Source organism: Microcystis sp. LE19-10.1B (assembly GCF_027530565.1).
GTDB lineage: Bacteria > Cyanobacteriota > Cyanobacteriia > Cyanobacteriales > Microcystaceae > Microcystis > Microcystis aeruginosa.
The window spans coordinates 1-15,856 of the sequence record NZ_JAPZQM010000427.1 but is presented as its reverse complement, the minus strand read 5'-3'; the positions used below and the strand labels follow the sequence as shown (position 1 = coordinate 15,856).

15 protein-coding genes and 1 pseudogene are annotated in these 15,856 nt (G+C 42.3%); 4 read left to right on the top strand and 12 right to left on the bottom strand.

Annotated elements, in window-relative coordinates; translation table 11 throughout:
• Nucleotides 1–407 precede the first annotated feature (407 nt).
• Entirely contained in the window at nt 408–2,258 is a 1,851-nt protein-coding gene (locus O9332_RS15575; protein ID WP_002758142.1) for a polysaccharide deacetylase family protein, read from the top strand.
• A gap of 162 nt (nt 2,259–2,420) precedes the next feature.
• Here O9332_RS15575 and O9332_RS15570 read toward each other — a convergent pair whose 3' ends face one another.
• A complete protein-coding gene (locus O9332_RS15570) occupies nt 2,421–3,335 on the bottom strand; it encodes a hypothetical protein (protein ID WP_288026317.1) in 915 nt (304 codons plus the stop codon).
• A gap of 209 nt (nt 3,336–3,544) precedes the next feature.
• Between O9332_RS15570 and O9332_RS15565 the strand changes: the two genes are divergently transcribed.
• A complete protein-coding gene (locus O9332_RS15565; protein ID WP_002758144.1) occupies nt 3,545–4,258 on the top strand; it encodes a Uma2 family endonuclease in 714 nt (237 codons plus the stop codon).
• Here the strand turns inward: O9332_RS15565 and O9332_RS15560 are convergent.
• From O9332_RS15560 to O9332_RS15515, 10 genes are all read right to left on the bottom strand, one after another.
• Nucleotides 4,255–5,034, bottom strand: a complete 780-nt coding sequence (locus O9332_RS15560) for a DUF1350 family protein (protein WP_002758145.1) — start codon at nt 5,032–5,034, stop codon at nt 4,255–4,257. The two genes, O9332_RS15565 and O9332_RS15560, sit on opposite strands and share 4 nt — an antisense overlap.
• 585 nt (nt 5,035–5,619) lie before the next feature.
• Nucleotides 5,620–6,168 carry a response regulator gene (locus O9332_RS15555; RefSeq protein ID WP_002758146.1) on the bottom strand — a complete coding sequence of 183 codons (549 nt, stop codon included), beginning with the start codon at nt 6,166–6,168 and terminating at the stop codon, nt 5,620–5,622.
• Nucleotides 6,169–6,418: 250 nt separating this feature from the next.
• Nucleotides 6,419–8,197 carry a S8 family peptidase gene (locus O9332_RS15550; protein ID WP_288026314.1) on the bottom strand — a complete coding sequence of 593 codons (1,779 nt, stop codon included), beginning with the start codon at nt 8,195–8,197 and terminating at the stop codon, nt 6,419–6,421.
• Nucleotides 8,198–8,331: 134 nt separating this feature from the next.
• Nucleotides 8,332–8,766, bottom strand: a complete 435-nt coding sequence (locus O9332_RS15545; RefSeq protein WP_002758152.1) for a VOC family protein — start codon at nt 8,764–8,766, stop codon at nt 8,332–8,334.
• Between the two features lie 264 nt (nt 8,767–9,030).
• The gene (gene ovoA, locus O9332_RS15540) at nt 9,031–10,386 is read right to left on the bottom strand and encodes a 5-histidylcysteine sulfoxide synthase (RefSeq protein WP_288026312.1); all 1,356 of its coding nucleotides are present in this window, start codon (nt 10,384–10,386) and stop codon (nt 9,031–9,033) included.
• A gap of 40 nt (nt 10,387–10,426) precedes the next feature.
• Nucleotides 10,427–11,437 carry an L-histidine N(alpha)-methyltransferase gene (gene egtD, locus O9332_RS15535; protein WP_288026310.1) on the bottom strand — a complete coding sequence of 337 codons (1,011 nt, stop codon included), beginning with the start codon at nt 11,435–11,437 and terminating at the stop codon, nt 10,427–10,429.
• Nucleotides 11,438–11,667: 230 nt separating this feature from the next.
• Nucleotides 11,668–11,952, bottom strand: coding sequence for a DUF7734 family protein (locus O9332_RS15530; protein WP_004159286.1), 285 nt, complete (start codon nt 11,950–11,952; stop codon nt 11,668–11,670).
• A 35-nt stretch (nt 11,953–11,987) separates the two neighbouring features.
• Nucleotides 11,988–12,578 (bottom strand): DUF3177 family protein, encoded by a 591-nt coding sequence (locus tag O9332_RS15525; RefSeq protein WP_004162903.1) that lies wholly within the window; start codon nt 12,576–12,578, stop codon nt 11,988–11,990.
• Nucleotides 12,579–12,753: 175 nt separating this feature from the next.
• On the bottom strand, nt 12,754–12,978 hold the full coding sequence (locus tag O9332_RS15520) for a Calvin cycle protein CP12 (RefSeq protein WP_002781201.1): 225 nt from the start codon (nt 12,976–12,978) through the stop codon (nt 12,754–12,756).
• Between the two features lie 376 nt (nt 12,979–13,354).
• Nucleotides 13,355–13,678, bottom strand: a complete 324-nt coding sequence (locus O9332_RS15515) for a hypothetical protein (protein ID WP_004159295.1) — start codon at nt 13,676–13,678, stop codon at nt 13,355–13,357.
• A gap of 233 nt (nt 13,679–13,911) precedes the next feature.
• Between O9332_RS15515 and O9332_RS15510 the strand changes: the two genes are divergently transcribed.
• A complete protein-coding gene (locus O9332_RS15510; protein WP_004159297.1) occupies nt 13,912–14,040 on the top strand; it encodes an element excision factor XisI family protein in 129 nt (42 codons plus the stop codon).
• 12 nt (nt 14,041–14,052) lie between these two features.
• Nucleotides 14,053–15,705: a DNA mismatch repair endonuclease MutL gene (gene mutL / locus O9332_RS15505; protein ID WP_004159298.1), complete on the top strand. Its 1,653-nt coding sequence runs from the start codon at nt 14,053–14,055 to the stop codon at nt 15,703–15,705.
• Nucleotides 15,706–15,724: 19 nt separating this feature from the next.
• Here the strand turns inward: mutL and O9332_RS15500 are convergent.
• A pseudogene (locus O9332_RS15500) lies at nt 15,725–15,856 on the bottom strand (IS630-like element ISMae24 family transposase); the annotation flags it as partial.

Genomic DNA, 15,856 nt, shown 5'->3' with positions numbered 1-15,856 from the left:
ATACCTTTATCGGTTTTGGGTTTTGGGTTGGGGGGTTTGGGTTGTGGGGTGTGGGGTGATGGGCAAATGGGGAAATGGGGAAATAGGGAGAATCAATAAAGGCAGTCTATTGACAACTGCTCACTGATTACCACTGTCCACTGAAAACTCAAATCTGCTCACTGCTCACTGCTCACTGCTCACTGATAACTGATAACTGATAACTGATAACTGATAACTGATGAGGGTGTTCTAGAAAACTTGACAAGGGAACGGATTATAGGGAAACTCAGCTTGTAATCAGTGGGCTTTGCTGACGAGAAAACAAAAGCCAAAAATCTAGATAAAAAGCAGTTTTTTTCGGTAAATCAGGGACTATCTGCTTTTTTACTTTTTCTTTTTTACTTTTTACTTTATTACTTAATCCTATGCGTTGGCAAGCTCGGCAAAAATCTTCGTTTCCCTTGTTTCCCCTATACGGATTTTTGGCATTTATCGTCACTTGTCTGATTATTTGGGCAATTTCTCTCTATCCTCGTTCTAATGCTCTGGTGGGGGGTGATTCTCTCCCCGCACCTTTTAGGGAGTTTCAACCGGAATGCGCGGATTATGTCCTAGAAAATAGTTCTTTTAAGGATATATCGAGAGTTTTTGACTGTAAAACCTATAAAAACCTCTCTGATCGCGTGATTCTCCCCCTATCTCTCCAAAAAAACGATATTAGTCTCGATAATTGGCAAAATAACTCGGCAACAGCGATCGAATTAGCACCCTGGCCGGAAATTCATCCCCGCGCTCAAGAGACAAAAGTGCCGATTTTAATGTATCACGACATTTTACCAAAAAAAGAGGTATTTTTTGACGTTACTCCCGCCGAATTAGAGGCACATTTTCAATTTTTGCAGGAAATCGGGGCAACTCCCATCAGTATCGATTGGTTAATTTCCCATCTGCGGACAGGGATCCCCCTTCCCGCTAAACCGGTTTTATTGACTTTTGATGATGGTTATGGGGGACATTACCAGTATGTCTATCCTTTATTGAGAAAATATAACTATCCTGCTGTTTTCTCGATTTATATCAATAAAATGGCTCAAAAAACTGGCAGAACCAGTGTCACTTGGCAACAACTCCGGGAAATGGCCGCCGATCCTCTAGTACAAATTGTCTCCCATAGTGTTAGTCATCCCCGGGATTTAAGATTATTGTCCGATGCAGATTTGGAGCAGGAAGTCAAGCAATCGAAACAAATCTTAGAAAAAGAATTGGGCATTCCGATTAATTATTTCACCTATCCGGAAGGGAAGGCAGATGATCGAGTGAAGGAATTCGTCAAAAAAGCGGGTTATCGGGCGGCTTTATCGATGAATGACCTCGATGAACATTTTGCGGGACAATCCCCCGATTTACTCACGATTGGACGCTTTGGGCAATCGCGCACGCGAGAAGTTGTACCGCAAGCTTGGGGAGGTGATCCCTTACCCCGTAGGGATGGCGGTTTTAACTTTGCCACCACCATCCAAAAACGGGAAGTGGAATTTTCAACTAATACACTTGTTCTGATTAGTGGCGGGATTCCCAAAACCATCCACGCTGATAGTCGTTATCAAGTGGAGGAAATTATCGCCGGTACAGAAGCGATCGCGGCTGTAGATGGCGGTTTTTTCTCTCTCAAGGAATTGGACTCAAATCAGATGATCGGGCCGGTTTTAAGCGAAAATGGCGGCTTTATACCGGGATATGAGGGAGAAATCGACAAGTTAGAGGGTCGTCCTTTAGTAATCATTACCGAGCGATGGGTGCGTTATCTTCCCTTTGATCCTGCCCGTCATAATACCCTAGAAGGAATTGCAGCGGAGGCTGGAGATGATCTCAAGGTTACGGATGCTTTTGTCGCGGCCGCTTGGTTAGTCAAAGATGGACAACCACAACCGCGGGAATCCTTTGGTACACTTTACGGTTTTGATGCCCTGCGTCACCGGGCTTTTTGGGGGATTAATCAGGCAGGACAGCCAGTTATCGGGGTTTCCAGAGAGCCGATCGATTCGATGGCTTTGGGAGAATTATTAGTACAGGCAGGTTTTCGGGACGCAGTGATGTTAGACTCAGGAGCAAGCACCTCCCTCGCTTATCAAGGTCAATCGCAAGTGCATTATACTCCCCGTCCCGTTCCCCACGTTGTCGCTTTATTTCCCCCCACAGAAACCTATATTGTTCCCATTAGTCATGTGGGGATTCCCTGTGTAATTTTCGCCGATTCCTGTGCTGCGGGGAGTTAGGTTAGCACTAAGCTAAGACGCATTTTAACCGCCTATCCTTAGATTAGCTGAATCTCCCCCACCCTACCCTTGCCCCCCCGACGTCGGGGCGGCAAGGGTAGGGTGTTGAATATACGGGAAAATCAAGGAAAATAAATCATGCACTTTTTCTGTCAAAATTTGTCAGGAGGAAAAAACAACTTTTCTTTTAGAAAGAGTGGATTGTCCAAAAACTTGCTCTTGCCAAATATTAACATCCTTCGACCTGATAGTTTCCAACGCCTCTTTAATCAAATTGACAGTGAAATCGGTAGTTACTAGCACTATTGTTAAAACCATAACCCCCAGTTCGTTTATAGGACATCTTTGCGAAAAAAGCTTATACTTACCAAAGATAGATTCAATGACATCGGAAGTTCCCAGAAATATCTCACCTTCTGGGATAGTAGAAGTTTGTTCTAACAAATAACGCTGTATTTTCTGGTAAATAGGGATAAGATTTTCGGGAAGGGAAGACTGGGGAAAAAGCTTATCCCATTGAGATAAAGATGTTTGAGTTAACCCCTGATGTTTGATTTGAGCTTCAAGACTTCGGGTCATAGCCAAGATGGTAGCCCAGACAGGGAGAGAATCTTGATAGTCTAGGAGCCAGTCCAACTTGTCTTGAAATCTTCTTCTACCTTTATCTGCGACCCGAAGAATGCTTTCTTTCTCTTCTTCGCTTATCGTTTCACCAAAATGCTGATATAAGGCCGAGTTTAATTTTTCTTGACTGCTATAGTTTTTCACGGGTAAAAAAGATAAGCTTTTGATTTTTTCCTGATCCAGAATCAACAACAAATCGACTAAATTGACCCTGTCTATTTCCTGGCGTTTATCAATCAAGCTAAAGTCTTGCTTTTTTTTATATTTTAAGACTTTATCTGCCCAATATATGAGACTATCTAAGTTAAAATAACGAGATTTTGTCCGTTGACAAGGCGGCATAAAAAACAATAATTCGGTTTGTTGTATCTCTTGACGACACTGATGACATTTTTTGACAAATGACTGATATTGTTCATCTTTTTCCAGTTCTGACTTTAAAATCAATGCCATCTGATGAGTTACCTCATAAGTGTGAGCAACTTCTGGATTTTTCTCCTAATATAATTGGATTCCTCTGTATAAATCCCTGCCGTGGTCGGACACTATTTGTCGAGGAGTTCCCATCTTATTTGTTACTTGTTCTAACACTGCCGCTATCAATTCTCCCTTTGTTGATGTCATAATCTCTAGTTATAGTTATTACGCTAGGGAGTAGAACGATGATCAAGGCGATATGTTTCTCTGGGTCGGAGATTATCTATCCCGATAGTGATGGTAAACCGATGGCCGATAATACCAAACAGTTTCGCTGGATTGTGACGATCAAGGAAAATCTCGAATGTTTATTCGCAGACAATGACAATGTGTTTATCGCCGGCGATCTGTTGTGGTATCCGGTCGAGGGGGATAATAAAACCTGTCAAGCGCCGGATGCTATGGTGGTGTTTGGCAGACCCAAGGGCGATCGAGGTTCCTATAAGCAATGGTTAGAAAACCAGATTGCGCCGCAGGTGGTCTTTGAAATTCTCTCTCCAGGCAACACTAAAGCGGAAATGCGCCGAAAATGGCAATTTTATCAGCGTTTTGGCGTAGAAGAATATTATCTCTATGATCCCGATGCTAATTATCTACAGGGTTGGTGGCGAAGGGGTGATCAATTGGAGATGATTCCCGCGATCGATAATTGGCAGAGTCCGCTTCTACAGATTCGTTTTCAACTGGAGAGTCCCCAGTTAGCTATTTTTTATCCCGATGGCTCGCGGTTTTTGACCACCCTAGAAATCAAGCAAAAAGCTGAATTAGCCGAACAACGAGCCAATGCCGCCGAACAGCAAGCCCAACAGGAACGTCAACGGGCCCGGGAAGCTGAGGCAAAATTAGCCTGCTTAGAGGCGCAATTACGGGCCCTGGGGATTAATCTAGAGGAAAGCTAACGAGAGGCGGGAAGGACGGGATTTAACCACTGGAGAATCTCATCTTTGAGACGGGAATTATCCCGGGCAAGTCCCTGTTTTAACCATTGGCCGATCGCATCGAGGGGAGTGAATACTTCTCCGGTTTGCCAACTGACATCTTGACTCAAGGGAGTGAGATGATTGCCCGGGAGAGTTCGCAGGGCAATTAAATCATTAAAGCGTTTTTTTAGCAGGGGATTTAATACCAGAGATTGATCGATCGTGTCGTCTTGAAAACGGATTAAAAGATTGCGACGAATGGCATAATCTTGGAAAATTAACTCGTTTGTTTCTTCGGGGGAAGGGGTAAATTCGAGGTTAAAAGTGGTGTCAATTTGCAAAGGTTCAATAAAGGGAATAGCTCGACGAATGGGATAATTATTAAAGGAAATGAGGATATTTCCCGCCCGTTCCACTTCGTAGAGACTACCGATTAATAAATGTAGTTTACACCCCATACTGTGACCCAATCCGTAGATGGGGAGATAACCTTGGGGCAGACTATGATTCCAGCGCAGACGTTCAATAATATTATCAAAACGGTTTAAAACTGTGCGGGCGATCGATTTATGATCGAGGGTATTAACAAAGGGAGTAGCAACAATAGCGTATCCTGAATTCCCAAGACTTTCTAATAACCAACGATAGGTAATATTCGGGGCCGCCGCCACAAATGCCCCCCCTAAAAAGTGAATGATACCCCGGGGACGACGGGGGAGAAAAACCCAATTACCTGCTATTTCTTGCCAATTCATAATTAGTTAGGGTTTGCTTAAAAAGTCTATTGGTGGGGTTAGGAGTCGGTCGTCGGTCGTCAGTAGCCAGTCGTTTCAGGCTTTGTTATCCTTCTTTTTGTACCAACTTATGTACTGCATCAAGAATAATGCAAGGTTTTTGAATGTCCCAATCCTATTTTCGCAGCATGAACATCGGATTTTAACAGGTCAAAAGCCTTATTTTAAAAGGGTTTTACCATTATTCAGCAAGCCCTAGTTATCAGTGAATTAAGCTAAACGGCGCTTAACCTGCATGATCCAATAGCTATAACCCTTTTGGAGTCTATATCGGTGATCCGAAGTAAAAGCCGTTTAGCTTAATACTAAATCTGGTTATTAAAAACTGATTATTTATTTCCCCTTTTGCCTTTTGCCTGTTGCCTTTTGCCTCCCCTCTATAAGTAGCCTATACTCAACGGATTTAGTATTAGTCACTCACCAAATAAAGACTACTTCATATTATCCTAAATCCTGTTTAAAAGGGATAGGAGATTAGCCAGAGATTGGCACCGCCAGATAAGGATAACTGCTTGCCCAAGTCATCAAAAATCGGGATGAATAGTTCTAGGCCAGTTTTTTCTTAATAAAAGCCACTAATTGAGACATTTGTTTCTTCATAGTTTCCATTTCTGTTTGCATTTGGGCAATTTGGGACTGGAGAGTCTGAATATCGGTGCTATAATCCCCGGTGAGTTCCTCTAGTTTCGGGCTAAAAACTGTTGGTTTGGGGGAATATTGTTTGGCCTTAGCCCTCGCTTCTTTAATCGCTTGTACCAATTGTTTTTGGTCGAAAGGCTTCTCAATAAAGGCAAAATGCTGGAAAGGTTCGGGGATTTTCTCTACTACCTCCTCTTTCCGTCCCGACATTAACACTAGGGGGATACTTTTGAGATTATCTTCGGTTTGGATTTGCTGAAACACCTCCCAACCGCTCATTTTCGGGAGAAGGAAGTCCAAAATAATCAAATTCGGGTTTTCGGTACGGATGAGATTATAACCCTCTAATCCGTCTTTAGCTTCGAGAAATTCAAAGTTACCCTCTGGTAACATATCGCGAACGTGCATCCTGATCACTTTACTGTCATCGATAACGAGAATTTTATGATTTGACACGATAGACACCTTAGAAAAGAGACAATAGATAAACTCGATGATTCGAGGGGGTATTGGGGGAAACTTTCGAGATAGGGATTGGGGATTCCCAAAAAACCCTTAGAAACTAACATACACCATAAAGAAAAAACCTCGGTTAATGTCCGAGGCTGCTGTTGTAGGAGAACTCAATGCAAAACAAAAGGAAGATACCAAAACCAAAGAGGTTTTGAACGGTAAATCACCTTTGTTGTCCCATTGTAACCCCTGTTTAAGCGTATCGGGAGGAAGTAGCACTTTTTAGGGCTAAATAACCTAAACCGAGACATAAAAGCGCATTTACGCCCAAAAATGCCTGAGCGATCGTACCAGAACCTAACCAGATCAGAGTAGGATGGATAACAGCACTGATACCTAAAGTCACCGCCATAGCTAAAGATACCCCCACCGCTAACCATTTTGCACGGGGATGACCCAAAAGCAGAGCAATCAGGACAAAGGGCAGGATAACACTGGCAAAAAGCGGATTAAGGGCAGAACTTCCCTGAATAACACCTCCTAGGTCTGAAAGAGAACTCCCCATCACTCGGAAAGGCCATTGAGGTAAATCGAAGATATAAAGACCTCTGAGGAAAAATAAGCCAGAACTGCCAAAAATTAGACCAGCATTCAAAAATCCGTTCCAGGAGAAGGGAAAATAACTTCTTAGCCACCAAGCAAGAAGATAAGAACCCAAAACCATGGCCATTTTGGGCAAAACCGCCACCGCGCCGCCATCAATCCAGAAACGGGGATTGAGATAACCGTTATCGCGCAACCAACGCCAAAAATCCCGGAAAGTAATCTGTCCTTTCAGGGCCAATTGTAGGGCATTGCCCGCGTCTAATTGTCCGGCCCCAAAATGATTAAAGGGATCATCCTTGATCTTACGGGCCGACTGTTGCAAAACCTCTAAAACTGCATTGGGTTCTTTAATTCCCGCAGCCTTGATTAAAGCTACCACCCCGGCAACGTGAGGGGCAGCCATGCTGGTTCCCTGAAAACCGAGGAACGCCGGTTCCCCCCCCTTAGCCGGATCGATGGTTTCTTGGACAATTTTACCCGTATCGGAGCCGCCTGGGGCAGCAATATCGATTCCGGCCCCGAAATTAGAATAGGGGGCTTTATTTCCGGAGGCATCTACCGCAGAAACGCCGATAACGTGCGGAAAACGGGCGGGATAGGCGGCGGAATTATCATCGGCATTACCGGCAGCGGCGACGATTACCACACCTTTACTATAGGCATATTCGATCGCCTCTTTCATTACTTGGGTTTCCCCTCCACCCCCTAAACTCATATTGATGACATCGGCTTTATTATCGACGGCAAAACGGATCGCTTCGGCAATATCTCCCACGGTTCCCCCACCCGTCCCGGAAAGCACCTTGAGGGGCATAATTTTGGCTTTGTAGGCGATGCCGGCTACCCCGTAGTTATTATTGGTCGATTGGGCAATTGTTCCCGCTACATGGGTTCCGTGACCGTTATCGTCCTCGGCATTGCTGCGATCGTTGACGAAGTCGTAGCCTTCGACAAACTCGGTTTCTCGCAGATCGGGAACTATTGATACACCTGTATCAATAACAGCGACGGTGATCCCTTCACCGTGATTTTCTTCCCAAGCGCGTTCGATGTTAATTCCCCTCAGGTTCCACTGTTTGCTATAGTCGGGGTCATTGGGGGCGATAAAAGCATGATAAATATAATCGGGTTCGATCGATTCGGTGTATTTTTTTAGGTCGGAATTGCGGAGATTTTTCAGGAGTTTGCTATCTCCATCGATAATGTAAAGATGTTCATCGATGGAAAAAATACTATTTAAACTGGTGGTTTTTCCCGCTTTTTTGTTGATAGCATTTAACTGCTCATCGAGGACGCTGACGGGTATATCGTCTTTAAAGTCGATCAAAATTGATTGATATTCGCCACGATTTGCTAATCCAGTAAAGTTAAAGAGAGCAAATCCTAGACCGATAATGAATAGGGTTAACAATAAAATTTTTTTCATAGATTTCCTAAGAATTGATCATTGCCAGCCAAGGTTTTTTTAGTTTTGATGAGAAAATCTGAGCGAAGTTCCCCTGTTTTTGTCGCAGTTGAAGATAGGACTAACCAGTTACAAAAAGTCACCTGTTGTTTATTTTAAGCTCGATCGCCGATCGCTGTTAATTCCCGACTGGCAAAAATAGCTTCGTAGTGGCGATAATGTTTAAATTCCAGGAGATTATAGAAAGGATCCTCCAGGAAAAAGGTTTTATGTTCGGTTATCTCCCCAGTAAAGCGAGTTTTTGGTTCTAGATAAAATTTTAGTTGATTGACTCGCGCTTGTGCGAGAAGATTGTCCCAATCGCTGGCATCCGGCAGAATTAGACCAAAATGGCGAGGATAAATGCTATTTTGCGGAGTAAGAGGCATTTCGGTGACGTGAGCGACTACCTGATGACCATAGAAATTTAAGATAATCGCTTTCTCGGTTTCCCTTCCCGCTAAACAACCTAAACCATCACAGTAAAAGCTTTTAGCGGTGGACACATCGGTAATCGGAATAGCGAGATGAAAAATTGCAGGTTGATTCATGGCGATCGAGTTTATCGGCATTCTATTAGGTTCTATTGTAGCGATCGAGGGACGACTTTTCCGAAAAATTTTTCTTGAAATTGGCAATTACCTAGGGTTGCCTGCATAAATCTAAAAAACCTTGTTGAATAATATCTTTAGGCTTTTTTGACATCAAAAAGTGCCGACTCTTAGAGTAATCGCAGGGAAATTTTAGGCACTTTTTCCCTGAAAATCGATAAAACCCCACACCCTACACCCCACACCCTACACCCCACACCCTACCTAAAGACTTTGCGCGATTCTAAAACCAGCGTGTTGATAAAAATTCCGGCGAAACCAATTGCGATAGTAGGGTAGGATTTCTGTGCCGTTAGTCACCCAAGCTCCTCCTAACATCATTTTATGTTGACTATTAAAGAAAGGAGTGGAATTGTCAGCATAGAGGTAATGGGGTTGAAAGTCAGTTAAGGGATTAAAATCATCTTCTAGCCATTCCCAGACGTTACCGCGTAAGTCATAAATTTCTGAGTTATTGCCCGTATTTTTTAACATTCCCACGGGAGTGGGAGAACAGAATTTTAAATTGAGGTTATAGTCATCAAATTTATCGTTTTCTAGGGTATAACATCGATTTTTTTGACTGCCATAGGTGACTAAATTCCACTCAGCTTCCGTCATTAAACGTATTCCTTGACCTTGAAAACGACAGTAAGCGATCGCTTCATAATAGTTCACTTCTACCGGCCAATCAAGAGGTAAATCGAGAGCATCAAACATGGCTCGATATTGATAATTTCCTCGCTCATCTACCAGCCAAAATTTAGGATATTTGACTCGATAATGATTTTTCCATTGCCAAGCTTCTTCATCCCAATAACTGGGATTTTCGTAGCCACCATTATGGACAAATTCTTTAAATTCTCCGTTGGTAATCATATATTTACTCACCAGAAAATTGTTAACTTGAACTTGGCGATAACCATACTCGTTGTCCCAACCATAAACAGGAGAATCTTGGGGTTTACCAATTTCTACTATTCCCCCAGAAACCGCCACCATTTGATTAGGACTAGCTTGACCAAAAGCAGGGGCATAATGCCAACCTGAAGGACGTTGCAGACAATCTAAGGGCAGTTGTCTGAGTAACATTGAAGATGTTTCAAAGTGAACACGCTGATGCTCAATTCCCATCATTAATGACCAGAGAGAATGCTGAGGATGAATAGGAAGATTAAGGGGGGTATTTTTAATTATTTCGACCACAATTTCATAGACTTGTTGCCGATATTCCCAAACCTTAGCCACCCCGGGCCACTGAATATGGGCGATAGCAGAGTTTAATTCTGCGGGAGTTGCCGGATCTACTCCCACTCCAAACAATAATTCGTAGTCAGGATTAGGGCTTTTTTTTAATAGGTTAACCAGCTGCAATTTATTCAGATAAAAAGCGGCGGCATGACCTAAATAAAAGATGAGGGGATTTCTTAAATCGTCAGGGTTACAATAAAAAGCTTCTTCTTTGATGATGCTTTTTAACAGCATATCTTCTAATTGCCAAGCATTTTCAAAATAGTCCAGTATATTTTCTCGACTACAGTTACTTAGAGAGATAGGAGCCTGTGCTTGAATCTTTTCCATGTTTTTATGCCTCTATTACTGATGATAATGTTTTCGTTATTTACAGGTATAACTGACAGAGAATTAACCCGAATAAATTTTCAGGATCGGTGAAAACCCTAAGCGGTTTTAATCCCTTTGATTCTAGGTCTTTTTCCATAGTTTCTAGGTTAAATTTACGCGAAATTTCTGTCAAAATACTTTCTGATGCTTGAAAATTAACTGTTAAATCGAGTTTTTTAAGATGAACATGGTGAGTTTTTTGACAAATTAAATACATTTCAATTTGGGATTTGTCTTGATTATAGATAGCTTGATGACTAAATAAATCAAGGTTAAAATCAGCTTGAAAACGCCAATTTAAATGGGAAAGCATATTTAAATTAAAAGCTGCTGTCACCCCTTGGGCATCATTATAAGCTGCTTCTAGAATTGCCGCTGGTTTTTGGAGATCAATCCCTAATAAAAAATAATCTCCAGCTTTTAAGACAGTGGCAATTTCTTCTAAGAATTTATCACATTCAGCCGCAGAAAAATTACCGATCGAACTTCCCAAGAAAAAAATCATTCTGGTATTATCGGAAGCATTTTGATAATAGGCTAGGGCCTGTTCATAGGTTCCAATTAACCCCTGAATAAGTAAATTAGGATATTCTTTTTGTAATTCTATGGCACTAGCTTGGAGAATAGTTTCACTAACATCGATAGGTACATATTTAGAGGATTTTTGTTGCTGATAGTAAGCGTCCAATAACAGACGAGTTTTCGTGGAACTACCACTACCTAATTCGATCAATTCACAGGCTCCTGTATAGGCGACAATTTCTTGAGCATATTCTTGGAGAATAGCGGTTTCTGTCCTAGTGGGATAATATTCTGGCAATTGACAGATTTCTTCAAAAAGTTGCGAACCTTGCCGATCATAAAAATATTTAGATGGTAAACTTTTGGGGGTTTTAGTTAATCCTTCAATCACATCTTTGCCATCATCTTTAACCATGTTTTGTCCCGTGGCACCGGTGGCTAAATACTCAATTTGTAACAGTTCTTGGTTAGATTGTTTAAGTTGCATAGATTCTCCAGATTATTCTCCAGTTTTTTGATTGTTCTCGATCGATACCGAGGATGAAATCCACTTTGACAGCTTGAATACTGGCAGCGATTATTGTTCTTTGGTAATTTTACCACTAAAACGCCGCAAAATTTACCTCTTGTCTAGATAGACAAAGTTTATGGATGGTAAATAAAAGCTGTTAAATCCATCGAGATGGGTGCTGATATTATCCAAGCAAAATTACCGTTTCAATTAATCAGTAAAGATTGCATTTCCTCTAAGGTAAGATTTTCTTGGATATAGCGAGGATTAAGGGGATGATAAGGACTAGCAAGACGATCTATCTTAATAACTCTAGCAGTTTCAGGAATGATCGGAATATCGGGATCGTAGGGGGTGCTGCGGGTAAGGGAACTAGAAAAACCTTTAAAAATAGAGATTTCTTCCTCCTCCCCATCCACAGCAATAGTCACTAATAAAACCTCTTGGGGATTTTTGAGGGTGTATTGTTCGAGTTGTTTACCAATATTCATAGAAAAATGGCTAATTATCGATAGCTAAAGACCTCCTATTGTAAAGCTGAACGTCCCTGTTTGCCAAGGCGAATAAGAAGAAAATGGGCAAAATAGAGAGTATAAAAAGAGAGACCAACTAAACCAAAAAAGCCCAAAACATTAGCGGTAGCTTCTGAATGAAAAATCTCGCGAAACTGCCAAGGTGCTTCCTGCCAAACTTGACAATAGGGAGAATTTAGCAATTCCCCTGACATAGCACAGGAGAGAAAAGGTAAGGTAGAAATTGCGCCCAAAGGACAATAAATCGTTACTGCCCAACGCCAAGCAGTGGTGACAAATTTAATTGGACTGGAGGGTAAATCTTTAATTTCATCGTTAATATCCACCCAAAACCAGAGGGAAATCGGGATTAAAATCTTAGCTAAAAAACTGGTAACAAAACCAATCGGCCAGGAAGCGATCATTAAATATACAGTAATTAATAAAAGACTAGCCACTCGCCAATAGATAATCAACAATTTTTGTAATGATTCGATTTTTGCAAATAAAGACCAAATTAACAAAATTGCCGGAATAATCACCGTAAATAGGACGGCTAAACGATAATCTATCCAAACGAGAGGACGAAACCAAAGTTGATTCATAAACTATTCAGACATAATTACACTGTCAATATTTTACTGTCTTCGGACGCAGGAGCCAAAATCGGCCACAGCTTGACCAACAAACAAAAAAACGAGGGGCGATCCCTTTATAGCTGAGATCGCCCTAAAGCTAGGATTCTACTGTGAGGAGAGAAAAAACCGCTGCCTGACTGCATTAATCTTCATAAATGCGACACTCGGCGGCATCGGGATTAGAATCACAATAATTTTCGAAGTAGGTTTTTTGGGGGTGGTCCTGACGTTGGTGAGCGGCTTCTGCTTGTAATTCTTCCACCGCATCCCAAGCGGCGGCGCATTCGCCAGAGGTGGCACCTTCCGTACTACAGACGGCTCTGGCGTTTTCTAGCTCTTCTTGAATTTTATCTTGGATATTGCTCATGATTCCTCTGGAATTGATCTATTGACACTCTAACAATTATACAGTCACCTTCTCAAGCCACAGGATCGGTTATCCCACTCGATCGCCTTTCCTGTGCTATGAAGCCGATCCTAGCGCAATTTTTGGGGAATTTAACATCAAGATTTCCTGACTGGGCCAATTTTTAGCCTACATTCCGCACTGGAGAAATGCCAGAGGGATTTCTCCCCGGCATAGACAGCGAGCAGAACCATATATCGACTTATTTAGGCCGTCTTACACCAAATCCGTTTTTAATAGTGTGATTAACTGCCAAGTTATCGATTGTTTTTCCACGCTCCAGTGCTTTGGCACTCACCTACTCTCCTATACCTTTTACACAGGATTTAGTATCATTCTAGGGACTAGGGGAAAAAGACTGTTTTGCTGCAATAGTCAGCATTCCTGTCACCAAAATGCCGACAATGCTAAGGAATCCAATGGTCGTAATGTTGACTCGTGCGTTAAGATCGTCAACCCGCTTTTCTAGTCCCATAACTTTGGCATCTAAGGCCTTAATATCTCCTTTAATTTCTCCTAGACTGTTCTCGATCGCTTTCTGTCCATTTTCTAGGTTTGTCAGTCGGGACTCGATCGCTGTTAGTCGGGATTCGATCGCTTTCTGTCCGCTAACGATTAAATCTTCTAACCTTTTCAGATCATTCTCGGTAACTGCTGTCATCAGTGACAATCCTCTTAAAGTTGAATTTTTCCTAGTCTCCTAATCAATACTCTATCAATATTTTCTCGGTCGGGGACTCTTTCAAACAGTAATTCACAAAAATCAGATTCCCTACTGAGAGAGCCTAGTGATCCCGTCAAAACCGAAACATTTTTTGATTCGGTTACGGGGACAGCAGCACGGGCATTTATGGCTGTATAATTCCCGTTGATATTATTAGTAATAAAATCTGGGTGCAGCAGGACGGCACAGCAGCAGCGATCGCTGATAAATTGGTAGCTAGGGGAGTCCCCAAACAAGACATCGTTTTAGCTTACCATGGGCCCCCTGTGCGACAATATACCGAGTTTGCCCTTGGCTAAAACCATTAATTGATGACCTTGCCCATACAAGTTTTACCCCAAGACGTAATCGATTTAATTGCCGCAGGAGAGGTAATCGACTCTTTAGGCGCTGTGGTGCGAGAATTAGTCGAAAATGCCATTGATGCGGGGGCAGATAGGATTACCATCGATATATCTCCCCAAAACTGGCGAATACAAGTATCGGATAACGGCAGGGGAATGTCTAGAGAAGATTTGCAACTGTGTAGCTATGCCCACAGTACCAGCAAAATCCGCCAACGGGACGATCTTTGGCAGATTACCAGTCTCGGATTCCGTGGTGAAGCTTTGCACAGTATCGCACAGGTGGCGCATCTGCGGGTTGCCAGTCGCCATGACGATGATTTAGGTTGTTATTGTCTTTACAATCACCAAGGCGAGCCGGGTAATTTAGAAACGATTCCTATAGCTATCGGTACTATCGTCACGGTAGAGAATCTCTTTGGTAACTTTCCCGTGCGTCGTCAAGCTTTACCGTCAATTAAAAAACAATTAAAGGATATACAGACTTTAATTCATAATTTTGCTCTCTGTCATCCCCAAATTACTTGGCAGGTTTTTCAAGATCATCAAGATTGGTTACGCATTAGTCCGGGTAAGGATGCCAGTCAAATATTACCCCAATTAGTTAAATCTCTGCATTTGAACGATTTAGTATCCCTAAAACTTGACTTAACGACTCCTGACGCAGAATCTGCTCAAATTGAATTAGTCATTGGTTTGCCCGATCGCATTTCTCGCCATCAACCAGATTGGGTTAGAATTGCTGTTAATGGGCGAATGGTGCGCTCATCGGAGTTAGAACAGGCAATATTTGAAGCTTTCGCTCGCACAGTCCCTAAAGATCGCTATCCCGTTTGCTTTCTCCATCTACATCTTAACCCTCGTTCGATCGATTGGAATCGTCACCCAGCCAAAGCGGAAATATACCTGCATAACCTCATTTTTTGGCAAGAACAGATAATTTCAGCCATAGACAAGGCGTTAGGACTAAATCCCGAACATATACCCGAAAAAGCGCAAAATCAGCGCGTCAGTCAAATTCTCAAGGCTGCCGAAGAAAAAAGCACCTATACAATAGGGGAGAAATCCCCGAAAAATCGGCTGGAATTAAAGGCAGTAGCCCAAATTCACCAAACTTACATAGTTGCCGAACATCCTCACGGATTATGGTTAGTCGAACAACATATTGCCCATGAGCGGGTTTTGTACGAACGTTTAGAGGATAACTGGGAAATCGTGCCGTTAGATACTCCGATCATCTTAAATCAGTTAACTACTCGACAAATCGAACAATTACAACGTTTAGGATTAGAAATTGCTAGTTTTGGCGATCGCTCTTGGGCAATTCGTAGTATTCCTGTTCTACTCAAAGAACGCGAGGATCGGGCTGATGCTTTACTAGAATTAAGTTTAGGGGGGGATTTACAAACCGCTCAGGTGGCTACCGCTTGCCGGAGTGCTATCCGCAACGGTACAGCTTTAAGTTTAAAAGAAATGCAGAATTTACTCGATGATTGGCAAAATACCCGTAATCCCCGCACCTGTCCCCACGGAAGACCGATTTACTTATCCTTAGAAGAAACCTCGCTCGCTCGCTTCTTCCGTCGTCATTGGGTGATCGGCAAAAGTCACGGCATTTAATCAGTGATCAGTTAAGTACCTAGGCAAAATTAATTACATACTCGCCTCCAAAATTGTCCAGCACTTTTTTAACGTAAGCGAGGAGGCTCTTTCGGTCTTTATAGGCGCTAAATTCAATCCATTCATATTTTAAAAATCTCCATAATATTTC

Bases quoted from the DNA above. Each gene is read 5' to 3' on its own strand.
- O9332_RS15575 (WP_002758142.1), top strand. From the start codon at position 408: ATGCGTTGGCAAGCTCGGCAAAAATCTTCGTTTCCCTTGTTTCCCCTA.
- O9332_RS15570 (WP_288026317.1), bottom strand. From the start codon at position 3,335: ATGGCATTGATTTTAAAGTCAGAACTGGAAAAAGATGAACAATATCAG.
- O9332_RS15565 (WP_002758144.1), top strand. From the start codon at position 3,545: ATGATCAAGGCGATATGTTTCTCTGGGTCGGAGATTATCTATCCCGAT.
- O9332_RS15560 (WP_002758145.1), bottom strand. From the start codon at position 5,034: ATGAATTGGCAAGAAATAGCAGGTAATTGGGTTTTTCTCCCCCGTCGT.
- O9332_RS15550 (WP_288026314.1), bottom strand. From the start codon at position 8,197: ATGAAAAAAATTTTATTGTTAACCCTATTCATTATCGGTCTAGGATTT.
- O9332_RS15545 (WP_002758152.1), bottom strand. From the start codon at position 8,766: ATGAATCAACCTGCAATTTTTCATCTCGCTATTCCGATTACCGATGTG.
- ovoA (WP_288026312.1), bottom strand. From the start codon at position 10,386: ATGGAAAAGATTCAAGCACAGGCTCCTATCTCTCTAAGTAACTGTAGT.
- egtD (WP_288026310.1), bottom strand. From the start codon at position 11,437: ATGCAACTTAAACAATCTAACCAAGAACTGTTACAAATTGAGTATTTA.
- O9332_RS15530 (WP_004159286.1), bottom strand. From the start codon at position 11,952: ATGAATATTGGTAAACAACTCGAACAATACACCCTCAAAAATCCCCAA.
- O9332_RS15525 (WP_004162903.1), bottom strand. From the start codon at position 12,578: ATGAATCAACTTTGGTTTCGTCCTCTCGTTTGGATAGATTATCGTTTA.
- O9332_RS15520 (WP_002781201.1), bottom strand. From the start codon at position 12,978: ATGAGCAATATCCAAGATAAAATTCAAGAAGAGCTAGAAAACGCCAGA.
- O9332_RS15515 (WP_004159295.1), bottom strand. From the start codon at position 13,678: ATGACAGCAGTTACCGAGAATGATCTGAAAAGGTTAGAAGATTTAATC.
- mutL (WP_004159298.1), top strand. From the start codon at position 14,053: ATGACCTTGCCCATACAAGTTTTACCCCAAGACGTAATCGATTTAATT.